The following is a 13,929-nucleotide window of genomic DNA, read 5'->3' as shown; positions in this document are numbered from 1 at the left end:
GTACGCTCATGCCGGCTCCGTTGTCACGCCATCGGCAGCGAGCGCGGCGCGGGCAGCAGCCAGCGTGGCCGGATTCCCGATGCTGGCAGGGTGAAAACGTGGCGAGAACCATGCCAGCCACGCGGGCAGTACGCGGGTAACAATGCCCGGCGCGCCAAACAGCCACCAGCCAAGCTGTGCCCAGCTTCGCCAATTGCCGGCGTCGCAGTCGGCACGTGCGAGACGGACGATGAAATAGCCCAGATCGACGATGAAGCATGCCGTAACACCGAGCATCGCCGCCGTCCGCATGACATAGCGCTTGATCGCGCCGCCGCCGCAAGCGCGGAATACGTCGAATGCGACGGACTTGTGTTCAGTTTCCTCGATCGCATGCCACCGCCAGATCGCGGCCATCGATGGGTCCACGCCGTCGAGAATGGCCGGATCGCGCAATAGCAGATCGGCCAGAATGGCGGTGTAGTGTTCAAGACATGCTGTGAAGGTCAATTGAAGCAGCGGGGACGCGACACGCCGGCATTGTTCCTGCCGTCTCCGCATCAGCGCCTCGAGTGCGTCAACCGGCATGCCTTGGCGAGCCAGGCGCCGGTTGTACGCGCGGTGCTCGCGTATGTGAGTGGCTTCCTGGTACAAGAACGCATCCACTTGCGCGGCGAGCGTGCCGTCGGCCGGCAGCGCGCCGCAATACTGCCTCACGCTATCGACAAAGAACTTCTCGCCAAGCGGAAACATGATCGAGAATGCGTCGAAAAAGCGCGTCACCCGGCGGTTGTCACGATACCAATAGCGCGGAATGTGGTTGGCAAAACAAAAACGCAGATTGCGCCGACGGATGTCTGCCGCGTCGTTGCAGCGTTCATGCTTTGAATCGTCGGTTCGTTTGGCGTACATGGTCGTGGTCGATCGTGGCGTAGCGCGAAGGGTCAGCGCAGGCGGACATATTGTTCGATGATGGCGATCGAGGGTATGCTCTGCGTCGCCGCCACTATCCATGTCCGAATTGTATGTTCGTTGCCAATACAAGCGCCATAGATAATCGTTCGCGACGGTTCGATCGGCTGAATCTCTGCGTGCTCGCACTACAGAGCGTTGCATGGGCCGGCATCCTGAGCTGGCTATCGCATGGTACGAGCCCCCTGCGCTGGGTGTTGCTCGCACCGTTCTGCCTGATCATGCAAGGTGTGTTTTCGATGATGCACGAAACATTCCACGGCTTCGGGCATCGGCGCGGGAAAATCAACTACTTGATGATGTGGTGGGCATCGACGATGTTCGGCGCCGCGGCAACGCTGATCCATGTGAATCATCTCGGTCACCACGTGCGAAATCGAACGCTTGCGGAGCGAGTTGACTTCGTCGAGCCGGACGCTTCGCTGTGGCGCAAGCGAATCGAATACTACGCGGCGATCGTCGGCGGCATCTGGTTCGCGAGTTTCGCCGGCAGCTTCGTCCTGGCCGTGCTTCCGAGTCGCATTCCGTATGGTTGGGCGAAGTACGGACACGACAATACGTATGCGGCCGCGTTCAGAGACTTCGGCCAGGCCGAATTTCGCCGAATTCGATACGAAACCGTCGCAGGCGTGGCCGCGTGGATTGCACTGGGGGCATTGCTGGACTGGCGCGTACTCGACATCACGCTTGCCTACCTCGCATTCGCGTTTTCGTGGTCGTCGCTCCAATGGGTGTATCACATGCACACGCCGCTCGACGTTGTCGAGGGCACATACAACATGCGTGCCCCCATACTGATCCGCTGGGCATTCCTCAACTTCAACTACAACCTGACGCATCACCGACGTCCGAACCTGCGCTGGCAGGAGCTTCATGCGTGCTCCGACGCGGCGGAGACGCGGCCGCTGTGGTACGGTTGGCTGCATGTGTTCGAAGCGCCCCGGCGTTTGCCAAGCGATCCGACACAACTCGAAAAAACCTATTTCTGACGTGAGGACGCACGTGCGTGCACAGGATGCGTGGGCCGCGTTCGGCGCTGCTGCAGAAACCTTTCGCTGCGCGTGGCTCACGGCGCTCGACGCGCCGGGCGACGCGCAGGCGGCCTATTTGTCACGCTTGCTCGCCGCCAATCAGCACACGGCGTTCGGCATCGCCAACGGGTTCGCCGATATAGCGGATCCGGTACAATTTCGCGAGCGCGTGCCGGTGGCCCCCTACGCAGGCGTGTCCCGATGGATCGATCGGGCACTGCAGGAGTCCGCTCCAATCCTGACCGCGCAAACGCCACGCTTCTTCGAGCGCACAAGCGGCGGCAGCGAGCAGCAAAAGCTCATCCCCTATACGCCGGCCTTTCTCGAAGAATTGCAGTTCGCACTGGTCGTCTGGCTCTCCGATCTGCATCACGCCGTGCCCGGCGTCGCAGCCGGCCGCGCGTACTGGTCGATGTCGCCTCCACTTCAAGCGCGCGGACGCGCTCCCAACGGCATCATGATCGGGTCGGACAGCGATCTCGACTATCTGGCCGGCAGCCCGCTCGTCGATCTGCTGCCGACGCTCGTCGTACCATCGCTATCGGGTGATGCTCGCGCGTGGCGCACCGAGACGTTGCGCGCGCTGATCGCCGCTAATGATCTGGCCTTCATCAGCGTATGGAGCCCGACCTTCCTGACCAGTATGCTTCGTCCGCTGTTCGACGACGCCGAGCCGCAACGCCGCGATACACTCACCTTCCTGTTCGATTCGCTGCCGCCGAACCGTACGGCCGCGCTGCGGCGCGCACTCGACGATGGTCACTGCGGCCGGCTGTGGCCTCAACTCGCGGCAGTGAGTTGCTGGATGGACGGTCCAAGCAAACACTACGCCGCACATGCCCGCACCTTGTTTCCGCAGGCCGCATGGCTTCCGAAAGGCTTGTTTTCCACCGAGGCAGTGGTCAGCCTGCCGTTCGGCGATACGGCCGGCTGTCCCCTCGCCGTCTGCAGCCACTTCCTCGAGTTCCTGCTCGATGATGGAACCGCGATAGGCGTGGAAGAACTGAAGCCGGGCGACACGGTCGAGGTCGTCGTGACGACCGGAGGCGGCCTGTACCGCTATCGGCTCGGCGATCGGGTCCGTGTAACCGGATATGCGGGACGAACGCCACGCGTGGCCTTCGTCGGGCGGGCGGACACGCAAAGCGATCTGGTCGGTGAAAAGCTGGACGAAGCCTATCTGGCCGCGTCGCTTTCCGAGTTACTGCAACCGGGCGACGAAGGTTGCGTGATTCCGTGCGCGGAGGTGGATCCGCCCCATTATCTGCTATTGCTTGCAAGCGATATGCCGGACGTCGCCGCCCTGGGCGATGCGCTGGAACAGGCTCTCGCCCGCGCTTTTCACTACCGGCACGCACGCACGGTCGGCCAGCTTGGCCCGTTGCGCGCGGTTCGCATACGCGGGGGTGCTGCCCAGCTGGCGGATCTCGTCCAGCGAGCCCATGAGCGTGCATGCATCCGGGCTGGGGATGTCAAACCTCGCGCTCTGGTGGCCAAGCCCGCCGTGGCGAACGCACTCCGCGCATTTATCGAGGACGCGTGCTCATGTTGAACATATCGATCGCATCAACGTGCTCGCCGTGCGACGAATCCGCGCCGGATGCCGATGGCGAAGCCTTCGGCGCGCTCGTCGAGCAATGGTACGTCGCGAGCACCGAAGCCGAGATCAAGCGAGACAAACCGTTCGGTACTCGCGTACTCGGCCTCGGCATCGTGCTATTCCGGGCGGCCGACGGCGAGATCGTCGCGCTCGTCGATCAATGTGTGCATCGCGGCACCCGCTTGTCGGCCGGGAAAGTCATCGACGGCTGTCTCGTCTGTCCGTATCACGGCTGGCATTACGATCAGCACGGCAGCGTCACCCGAATTCCCAGCATCGACAGCGCAAGCGCCGGACCGACCGGTACGACTTACCCATATCGTCAGCGCCGGTTGCCGGTGCTGATTCGGCAGGGCCTCGTCTGGGTCTATCGTGGGCAAGGCGATCCAGCACTGAATCGGCCATTCGACATGCCGCATTACGGCGAACGGCCGTGGCAGTCGTACTACATGGTCAATACGTTCGACGGCGATCTCGGTGCGCTGGTCGAGAACTTCATGGACGTCCCGCATACGGTGTTCGTGCACGACCGGATCTTTCGCTCGTCCACTGGGCGGCGACTACGAGCGACCGTCGAACTGAAGCAGCAGAGCATCGAAGTCACGTATCACGATGACGGCGACAAGATCGGCATGCTGGACTGGCTGACCAATCCGTCCAGGGAACCGCTTCGACATACCGATCATTTTTATGCACCTAACGTCACTCGGTGCGACTACCACTGGGGTAGCCGCTCGAGTTTTCTGATCATTAGCCAGATCACGCCGCTCGACACGCGTCGATCGCGTGTCTATACGTACATCGGCTATCGCTTTGCGTTGCCGGCGGTGGTGTTGCGCGCGCTGAAACCGCTGCTGCACCTCTACACGCATTCGGTGATCCAGCAAGATGTGCGAATCATGCGTGCGCACCGCGAGGGGCTCGACAACGCCGCAGGATTCACGCCGTCGAGCGTGCGCGCCGATGTGGTCCATATTGCGATCGGGCGGTTGCTGGCCGCGACGCAGCGTGGCGAGCCGTTGCCCGATGCGCAATGCGGCACGAAGCCGATGGAATTCGTGATCTGAGCGTTACCGGCGACATCAGCCGAGGGCCGCCCGGCTCGAGGCGCACCGCCCACGTGCCCCGCATTTCCGTTAGCCTCCCGTCTGATCCTGGCTCGCGATCAGGCGTGCTCCGCATGCCAGCAAGTCGCCGTCGCATGCGGCGACTTGCCCGTCGAACCGGGCGCGGCCCGACACCGTCGCAATGAAGGTCAGGCCGTGAATCTCGCAGATCGCGGGATCGTGCAAGCGTGCGATCGCGCGCCCGTTGATTCGCGAGTTCGGCGCCCCGGACACAACGCGTCCGCCGTGACTGTGCGCATCGCCTTCGATGATGTATCGCTTTTGACCCATGACGTGTCGATCCGGTCCGTCAGAAATCCCAGCTAAACGTCTGCGGATGCGCCTGCCGCGACGCGGCGTCCGGCGGCGTCAGCATAACGATCGTGGCATGCAGCGGATCCCTAAGGTTGATCACTGCGCTCGCCTTCCCGTCGCCATAACCCATCATCAGCGCCAGCGCGCTTTGAACCCAGATCGAACTCGTTCCGGTGTCGCCGCCGATACGGCGTTGCATGTCGAATGCGTCTTTCGGGTCGTCAAGATCGATATGCTGCGGGTTGTCGTGCAGCGACTGCACCAGCAACGCGAGATTGGCGGTCGAGGTGCCGGTATCGTAGAACATCCGTCCCGGCTGCTCGCCGGGCGCAAGCGTACCCACTGCCTGCTGCCAGCCGGCGCGGATCTTTTCGATTCGCTCGCCCTTCTTCAACGGCGCCCCGTGCCCGTTGCTCAGATCGACTCGCACCGGCCGATGCAGATTGGCAAGGACCGGCCATTTGTCGTACTCCTTCAGTTGCCACGTCGTCCACGGAATCGGCACCCACGGGTTCGGCTTGAAGCCGTCCGGCATCTTCGGCGACGCGGTCTTCCAGAATTCGGGGAGCTTCGATTGCCAATAGTCCCAGGACATTTCATAAACACCGGGCGCTGGCCTTGGATAGGACTTCTGCTGCGCCCAGAAGTAGTTCCACAGCTTGATGACGTCAAATTGTGTCTTGGTCTTGTCGACCGCCTCCGGCGCATCGACAACATATGGTCGAATCGTCCGATCGACGCGATCCTTGCGCGTCACCAGCATCGCGACCAAACTATCCGGATATTGCGGAACGAAATTTCCGTTCGCGTTCGACTTGTCCAGATAATCACCGTTCGGCGTGCGCATGTAGCCTCGCGTCACAAGACCATCTTCGGCCAATACCACTACAGCTGGCAAATCCGGATGCTGGTCGAAGAAATCGAATAGGCGCGCCACCGCCGTGTCGCCATGCTCACCGTGAATCTCGTCGAGCCGGATGTATAGCGTGTTACCAATGCCCGCGCCGTTATCGGCGCTATTGATGTGGGTCGCCATGCGATCAGCGTGCGGATCAACGACGTTACGGGGCGGTCCCAGTACGATAACGGGAATCGGCCAGTAATCGACCCAGTTGCGCAATGCATAACCGAATACGTTGTTCTGGCGCTTGGCGTATTCCGAATCGCGCGTATCGCTTGACCACGGATATTGCTTGGGATCTTGCAGCAGCAGCGTTCCGCTCGCCCCTGTCTCATCCAGACGCATCAACAGTGCCCGTTGCCGGAAGCGGTCAACCGTCACGCCGATGCGCCGAATCTCCAATGTGAATCGAGGATCCTGCGATCCCGCTCCTGCCGGCGCCACACTCTGAGCGGACTGTGCAGAACTGGCTTCCTCTGGACGTGATGAGTCCTTGCGCAGCGATGCACCATAGGTGAGGCTCACGCCACCAGCCAGTAACAGCGGCGGCAGGATCAACAATAGCAATCGCCTTATCGTCGTCATATTTTCTAGAAACGAAAATCCATATCTCGCAGTCAACTCGAATGCCACGAGCCAAATCAAAGTGAGGCTCGCGAACAAGAAAATAAATATTCGCGATCCTGATAGACGCGGGACCGAAGTTGTCGTCATTTAGCGTCAACCGTGCATATGGTGGAGTGAACGAGCTCGAACCTGCTTGTTGATTTCATCGTTTCTCATCTCGATGGTTTCGCTGACAACGCCTGCAGGAAAGGCCTTGGGAATGACGTCTTCTCCGGGGAAGTTCCCTTGGTCGTAATATTCGCAGTTCGCTCTTATGATGTGCAGCGTCTGCTCGTCTAGGTTCGTATGGGCTTTTGTCAATTTGTCGATCCTGCTCATCGATGTACGCCAGTCAGCGATAGCACGCAGCAGCGTCGCCCAGTCCGGATCGTCCAGCGCACGCGCCTGGCCTACTGACACATCGAACGCAGTCGCACAGCGGTGATTTCTGCGACCGCTCATGACCGCCGAGTGATATGAGCTTTCCCCCTGATGCTTATTCATCAGCCGAACCTTGGCTTCATTGAGCGTCTCCTGCCGATAGACGACGATGTGCCCGGGCGACGGCGGCACCATCGACACGACCCGACTCACCTTGCACTGATCGTCAGGATCCTTGCCGGCATTCAACGATGCCTCGACCTCGGTGGAGTTCGGCAGCGTCCCATCCTCACTCGTTGGCCAGTCGATGGTTTGTGCAGGCAATGCCTGCAACGCACCTTCGCCACTGTTCGTGCTCAAGGCAATTTCCGCTTCGAGCTGGTCAATGGATTGCTTGCCGGGCGCAAACTCGCCGCCATTATTTTTCGAGAGCGGCGTTGCCGCCGTTCCCGGCAGCACATTGCCTTCCATTTCGGGATCAAATGGTGGCGTCAATGCTTCGCCATTGATATTGCGCTGGGTACCCACGCTTATCTGCGCCGATTTGATCCATGTCGTGAAGCCTCCGGGCAAGCCGTGGGATGTTTCGCCCTTTTCCCGTATCGTAAAGTTTCCGGGCGGCGTACCAACCTGAACCGGCTTGCCCTGCCGCAGACGCCGGGTAAAGATACGCTGCCGGAAAGCCGCCGACAGCAGATTGATAGTCTCAGGCTTGCTTCCCTGCTGCGCCGCGCGCACGTCGATTGAGTCGGGCAGGCCCGAGCAACCCATGCCATTGACGCCGCTCAGCCCGACGGTCGCGTCCTCGGGGCTGAAGTACATATACACTTTGCCGCGATTGTCGCGCTCGGCGAACACGACGCATTCATTGCCTTGCGGCCCGCTCAGGCGCCTCGCCTGCGCGGGATCCCACGTCGGGCCGACGACGCCAAAATTGTCCCGGCCCGACTCGTACTTCAATTGATCGAATGGTGGCGTCGGATATTTGCCGCTCGCCACATGCCCGACCAGGTTTGCCAGGCTCTTTGCACGCGCATAAGTCGTCTGCTGCTGGTCCCCGCGTTGCAGCAGCCGATCCATGAACTCCTCGCTCAAGCTGTAGGGCGAGTCGATCAGAACCAACGTGTCGGCAGGGCGGTCAGCGGGGCCACATTGGTCTGGAGTCAGCCCCTCGACGAGATAGGCTTGGGCGAGCAGCGATATCAGTGTGCCCTGACTGTGCGCAATGATATTGACCGTCCCGTCCGGGTCGATAAGGCGGATTTGCCGCACCAATGCCGCAAGCCGCCGTGCTGCTAGCACCATGTAATGCCGATTTTCCGCCTCGCGAAGCGGATGCGTCGGGTCACCCTGCATCCGGTCGAGAATTTTCGTCGCCATTCCCCCTTTGAAATTCGAGTCGAACATGTCGGGGATGTTGTTGGTCGCATTGGCGAAAAATCCGCCGTTGCGCGCACGGTGCTCATCGAGGCGGTTGCCGAACCGGTCGACGTATTGGCCATTGACGGTTGCCTTATTGGGGTCCCGGGGCAAATCCTCCTTCCCGACGCGCAGTCCCCAATAAAACGGAATCAACGGGCTCCTCGTCTCTTCGCTTTCTTGCCGACGATAGATGACGTCGTCCATGTTCTTCATCATGTCGGCAACGCTCACTTGGCTCGGGTCGTTCGCCATGCGGCCGTGCGAGTACTCCGCGCCCTTGAAATCGGTGCGACCGAGGCGGTCGTTCAATCCCTCGCACAATCCGCCTTCGACCGTGCCGAAATCCGTTCCCAGGTCATTCACGCCATGGATCAGGATCGTCGTGCACGGGAAACGATTTTGTACATCGGTATTGACGAACGCATTCTGCGGCCGGTTGCAATTGAGAATCGCCTGATGTTCGCCGACGATCCGGGGCGAAGAGGTTTTGGTATCGGACATGATCGCCTGCCTTAAGCGTCGAAAACCTGAATGTGCGCAATGTGCATCGCGTCGCTCGATGCAAGCTCCGTCAACCCGTGTGCATCCGAGACACCGTTAATGACCTGGCCATTGCGCAGCGTGATCTTGTACGGACGATTCGGCACGGGATGCGTTCCGTCACCGTCCGTGCCGGGGTACCGCAAGCGGAACTTCTGATCGGCTCCTCCGCGATTGAACGCCGGCGGCGCAACATGGTCCGTGTTTGGGCCGACGAAATCATGTCCTGCTGTATGCGCTGTGAACGCACCGTCGGAACCGACCTCGACGCCCCCACCGACTTTCACGTAGCTTCCGTCTTCCGCGACGAGCCGGATCGACTTGCCCGAGATCAACACTTCGTCGCCGACCGACATGATCTGTATCCCCTTCTGGGCAGTCGCCGCAAGCGTGTCCTCTTGCGCCTGCAAGATAACGGGGCCTTCGCCAGCAATCGCGCGGACGCCTTCTCCGCGCCCGAACAGGTGGATGCCCTTGCCAGCCGTCGTGATCACGCGCTGCCCCCCGGCGAATTGCAGATTCTGCTGCGCAATCTGATCGATGTTCTCGCCGGCGTAGGTCACGTAAGTCTTGGGAGTGATATTGAGCGCACCCGCCTTTGCGCCAAATGCCATCAGCGCCCGAGAATCGCTTGCGTCGGCGTTCGGCGCACCATCGCCGCCTGAAGCAGGGCCGCCCGGCGTCCACTCCTTGAAGGCAGTCACGACAGCTTGCTGCCCCGTCGCATCGGTGGCGGTGCCGCCGTGCTGTCCAGCGTAATCTCCCAGCGCCTTGAACAGCTCCGCGCATTCGCCGAGCAACCCGACGAGTTCATCGCGGTCAAGCTGTCCGCCGCTCGCCTGAGTACGCGCGTAAGTCGTCAGAAGGATCCCTTGCGCCGCACGCAACGCGGCTGCCGCGTCGGTGCGCAATTCGGCGCCTTGGCCGCGGTCAGCACCCTGTCCGTTATCACGCGGTTGCGTCAGGTAGCCGAGATTCAACTGGCTATGCGCATGCTCCGATGCAAGCTGCGCGCTGATTTGCTGCGGTGTGTCGTCGAGACGAAGCTGGTTGTAGCGCTGCCCCTTGATTTCCTTCGTCTTGATACCGGAAAGAAAGCGATTGCCGGGCAAACTGCCCGTATGCGTGAAACTCGCCGGCATGTTCGCGCCGTTGGCCAGCACGCCGATGATGACCAGTCTGTCCGGATCTCCGCCGAGGCTCCCGAGCAGAACTTCGGTGCCCACCCGCGGCAAGAACGTCTCGCCGAAATTCGGCCCGGCCAGACTGGATGCCACGCGAATCGGTGCGCTGTCGCTCTCGTTGCTGTTTGTCCCGGCACCCTGCGCGTGCGCATGATCGCGGGAATCCTGCCCGAGAATCTGCACGAACACGCAGCCATTCTCGTCGCAACTGACCTCCTCGCCATCGACCCCGACCACGCGCCCGGTGATCAACGGCGTCGGCGGAAGGTCAGTCTTGGGATCGTAAAGCGGCGTGAGAGGCGTGCCACGCGGTACGCACGAGAAAGTATTTTCGTAGCGCGTATCCTGCCCGGACGGGTCCCCATCGCTCAGCGATCGTGGTTGCTGAAGCGTGTGGCTGGCGGCAAACAGTGTCTGCGCACGCTCGCTCAACCCTTTGGGCAGATTGTTCCAGATCTCGTGGTGCAGTGATGTAATCACGAATTGCTGCTTGTCGGACGGGAGCGCGCCCCACTCGTCCTCTCCGGCGATCGTGATCCATGAGCCGACTGCAAGGTCGCGAATTCCGCTCACGCCGTCGTATCGCACCGCCTGCGCTTCATGAGCCAGAATGCGATCTTCCGTCATCCGTTCGTGGTCTGCCCACGAGTCCGCCATATGCGGGACGTCGATCACGACGTCCGTCAGCAATTTCGCGAGATCGTTACCCGATTCGCCTTGGTCGATCCTTGTCGATGCACTGGAGTGGTCCACGCGGGCATATCGGTAGTCCCACGAAGGGCGCCCCGATTCCCCCGAAATCAGTTGCTGACGCATCGTCAGAGCGGTGATGGTATCGCGCTGTTCCGTTCCAGCGTCTCGTGGATGAACTCGCACTGTACCTGCGGCGGACTCGCCCAGTTTCTGAGGGTCATCGCAGAACACCAGCGCATGCACGGGCGAATCGCCGTCTTTCGTCTCCCCGCTTACCCGTCCGGCGCGCACGAACAGCGTGATGCCGTCGCGACGCGCAATCCGGGAGATGAAACGAGCATCAGATTCGTTGACCTGACGTACGAAAGAGCGAACCGGATAGCGGGATCTGTCGAGTTGCGACAGGTCGAACTCGAACGCCTGCGCAAGGGCCACACTACGCTGTCGCCATTCGCTCAGGACGACTCCAAGTACATCGACAACGCTGACGTTACGGAAGATGCGAGAGTTGGTGCGCTTTTGCAGCAGGTTCAACGCGTCGGTCACGGTGAACTGGTAAACCGTCAACTCCCCGTCGGTCCGGCCGACCTCAACGGCGCTAATGATTGCGTTGATGGCATGAAGTTGGCCGCGATCCGTGATGATACCGACTGAGACCGGGGCACCAATGAAAAGCTTCGGAGGCAGATCGCCCTGCTGAGAAATGCAGGTCAAGTGACCGCTGATACCGGTCATCATGCTTTCGCGGATGCTCGCGTGCTGCAACGCGATCTTCGATCCCAGCTCGTGCTGCGCCTTACCCCATTTCAGCACGACCGGCCGGCGATTCGCATCGATTCCCGATACGAAATTGCGGAACGACTCTCGGATATTCACGACGGTCTCTCAGTTTGATTCGTTATGACCCGCCGGATGTTGCTGTTCTATATAGGCGGCGGCAGGGCGCAAGTTTACCAAAATGTGACGCAGAGGTAACAATCCGGGATACCGATTAGCAATTTTTCATGTTATTCGACGAAGAACACTAAATTCCGTCGCTATATCTGGACCGACGCGGAGTGCTCCGAACGCTGGCTGCCTCTCAAGCCTCTCCACGCGGAGCATTTTTCGAATGCCCGCGCGCAGACCCGCACCGAGCCTGCCCATGTGGATTCCAATCTCCTACATCCAAGCCCCCTGCCCCGCTATCTCAACGAAGCCTGCAGATCGACCGGCGACAAGAAACATGGTGCATGCTTACTGGCTTGAACGTAATTCCTCGGCAAGTTTCCTGCCCCACCTCTTCAAATGCCCCGCTCGCAGAGCAGGCTTTTTCCTTTTCGCTCTTGTTGACAGTAACGCCGCTCGCGACCGCGCGCTTTGGACATACTTGAACGTCATGTCACGCACTCCCAAGGGATCGGTCAGCGCCAGCATTCGGCAACTGCCAGTGGGAAGCCGACTTTCGATGAAGGAGGACGGCTGCCCGCAAGCCCTCCACCACAGCCCCACCTCTCCATCCCGCCCTGAATAATCCCCTTGACGACCTATCTTTCGATATATATCTTTAGATATGTTTTACGACATATAGGACTCGATCATGCGACACACCCCTTCCCGCGGCCATGCCCGATGCGACGGTCATGGTGCGCATGCCCGCCCTGACGGGTTCGCCGGTCTCTGGTACGCGATCGGCCGCCATCGTCGCGGCCACGATCCGTTCGGCGGTGGCGGCCCGTTCGGTGGCCGTGGCGGGCGCGGCGGCTTTGGCGATTTCGGCGACGACGGCATGCCGCGCGGCCGTCAGTTCAGCTCCGACGATCTGCAGCTGCTGTTGCTCGCGCTGGTCGCCGAGCAACCGAGCCACGGCTACGAGCTGATCAAGGCGCTCGACACGCGTTCGAACGGTTTCTACAGCCCGAGCCCCGGCATGGTGTATCCGGCGCTCACGTATCTCGAAGAAGTCGGCTTCGTCGCGTCGCAAGCGGAAGGCAACCGCAAGCGCTATGCACTGACCGACGCCGGCCGCGTGCATCTCGACGCGCAGCGCGAACGCGTCGACACGCTGTTCGCGCGTCTCACGCACCTCGCCCGCAAGATGGAATTCATGCGCCGCGCGTTCGCCGGGGAATCGGCGGGCAACGAAGCGCAGGACGAAGCACAAGCCGGCTGGCTGCCGGAGTTCGTCGAGGCGCGTCTCGCACTCAAGCGGGCGCTGCTGCACAAGAGCGCCGCCGACGCCGACGAACAGCGCCGCATCGCCGCCATCATGCGCCGCGCGACGGCTGAAATCGAAGGCGGCAGCGGTGCGTAATCCGCGCCGCCCCCTCAAACCCTAAGGAGAACGGATTGATGCAGAACACATCCGACCGCACCGTGACCCGCGTGCGCCACACCCTCAAGTTCCGCTTGCTGCAGGTCCTGCGCGTGCACACCGTCACGCCGCACCTGCTGCGCGTCACGCTCGGCGGCCCCGATCTCGCGGATTTCGAATCCGCGTCGTTCGACGATCACGTGAAGGTATTTTTCCCGCCGCCCGGCGCTGAACGGCCCGTGCTGCCGACGCTCGGCGCGAACGGTCCCGAGTTTCCGGAAGGCGAACCGAAGCCGGTCGCGCGCGACTTCACGCCGCGCCGTTTCGACCGCGCCGCCGGCGAGCTCGATCTGGAATTCGTGCTGAACCACCCGGGCCCCGCGTCGCAGTGGGCCGCCCAGGCACGTGTCGGCCAATGGCTCGGCATCGGCGGCCCGCGCGGTTCGTTCGTCGTCCCGACCGGTTTCGACTGGCACCTGCTGATCGGCGACGATACGGCGCTGCCGGCGATCGCGCGGCGTCTCGAGGAATTGCCGGCCGGCGCGCGCGTAGCCGTCGTGATGGAAGTCGCGGATCGCACCGCGCAGATCGCGTTCGACACGCGCGCCGACGTGCATGAAATCTGGCGCTTCCGCGCCGAAGCCGACGCGGCGGACGGCGACGTGCTGCTGAATGCCGTGCGCGACCTGCCGCTGCCGCCGTCCGGCGACGGCTATGTGTGGGCGGCGGGCGAAGCGCTGTCGATGCGCGCGGTACGCCAGCACCTGACCGGCGAGCGCGGCGTCGACAAGTCGCGCATCCGTGCGGCGGCCTACTGGAAGCGCGGCGCGGCGGCCGTGCACGAAACGCTGGAAGACTGATGGATGCGGGTGCCCGGCAAACGGGTACCGCTTGAGGTTGGCCGGC

General features: G+C 61.7%; 10 protein-coding genes. 5 read left to right on the top strand and 5 right to left on the bottom strand.

Going from position 1 to position 13,929, the window contains the following annotated elements; translation table 11 throughout:
* Positions 1–6: 6 nt before the first annotated feature.
* Entirely contained in the window at positions 7–891 is an 885-nt protein-coding gene (locus CFB40_RS17615; RefSeq protein WP_089428696.1) for a metal-dependent hydrolase, read from the bottom strand.
* A 113-nt stretch (positions 892–1,004) separates the two neighbouring features.
* Between CFB40_RS17615 and CFB40_RS17610 the strand changes: the two genes are divergently transcribed.
* Genes CFB40_RS17610 through CFB40_RS17600 form a run of 3 tightly spaced genes read left to right on the top strand, consistent with a single transcriptional unit; the run spans position 1,005 to position 4,649 of the window.
* The gene (locus CFB40_RS17610; RefSeq protein ID WP_089428697.1) at positions 1,005–1,940 is read left to right on the top strand and encodes a fatty acid desaturase family protein; all 936 of its coding nucleotides are present in this window, start codon (positions 1,005–1,007) and stop codon (positions 1,938–1,940) included.
* A gap of 13 nt (positions 1,941–1,953) precedes the next feature.
* On the top strand, positions 1,954–3,534 hold the full coding sequence (locus CFB40_RS17605; protein ID WP_089429205.1) for a GH3 family domain-containing protein: 1,581 nt from the start codon (positions 1,954–1,956) through the stop codon (positions 3,532–3,534).
* Positions 3,435–4,649: an aromatic ring-hydroxylating oxygenase subunit alpha gene (locus CFB40_RS17600; RefSeq protein WP_256976826.1), complete on the top strand. Its 1,215-nt coding sequence runs from the start codon at positions 3,435–3,437 to the stop codon at positions 4,647–4,649. The genes CFB40_RS17605 and CFB40_RS17600 overlap by 100 nt, the downstream gene beginning before the upstream one ends.
* 69 nt (positions 4,650–4,718) lie before the next feature.
* Here CFB40_RS17600 and CFB40_RS17595 read toward each other — a convergent pair whose 3' ends face one another.
* From CFB40_RS17595 to CFB40_RS17580, 4 genes are all read right to left on the bottom strand, one after another.
* Entirely contained in the window at positions 4,719–4,979 is a 261-nt protein-coding gene (locus CFB40_RS17595) for a PAAR domain-containing protein (protein ID WP_089428699.1), read from the bottom strand.
* 19 nt (positions 4,980–4,998) lie between these two features.
* Positions 4,999–6,471, bottom strand: a complete 1,473-nt coding sequence (locus CFB40_RS17590) for a type VI lipase adapter Tla3 domain-containing protein (protein WP_256976825.1) — start codon at positions 6,469–6,471, stop codon at positions 4,999–5,001.
* 153 nt (positions 6,472–6,624) lie between these two features.
* Positions 6,625–8,814 (bottom strand): T6SS effector phospholipase Tle3 domain-containing protein, encoded by a 2,190-nt coding sequence (locus CFB40_RS17585; protein ID WP_089428701.1) that lies wholly within the window; start codon positions 8,812–8,814, stop codon positions 6,625–6,627.
* Positions 8,815–8,825: 11 nt separating this feature from the next.
* Complete coding sequence (locus CFB40_RS17580) at positions 8,826–11,606, bottom strand: type VI secretion system Vgr family protein (protein WP_089431914.1); 2,781 nt, start codon at positions 11,604–11,606, stop codon at positions 8,826–8,828.
* Between the two features lie 703 nt (positions 11,607–12,309).
* Here CFB40_RS17580 and CFB40_RS17575 point away from each other — a divergent pair.
* Both CFB40_RS17575 and CFB40_RS17570 read left to right on the top strand, forming a co-directional pair.
* Positions 12,310–13,023 (top strand): PadR family transcriptional regulator, encoded by a 714-nt coding sequence (locus CFB40_RS17575; RefSeq protein ID WP_089431913.1) that lies wholly within the window; start codon positions 12,310–12,312, stop codon positions 13,021–13,023.
* Positions 13,024–13,061: 38 nt separating this feature from the next.
* Positions 13,062–13,883 carry a siderophore-interacting protein gene (locus CFB40_RS17570; protein WP_089428704.1) on the top strand — a complete coding sequence of 274 codons (822 nt, stop codon included), beginning with the start codon at positions 13,062–13,064 and terminating at the stop codon, positions 13,881–13,883.
* The last annotated feature ends 46 nt before the right edge of the window (positions 13,884–13,929 follow it).

The organism is Burkholderia sp. AU31652, assembly GCF_002223155.1.
Classification (GTDB): Bacteria; Pseudomonadota; Gammaproteobacteria; order Burkholderiales; family Burkholderiaceae; genus Burkholderia.
Note: the sequence above shows the minus strand (reverse complement) of the source record. Positions and strands in the feature narration are given on the sequence as shown.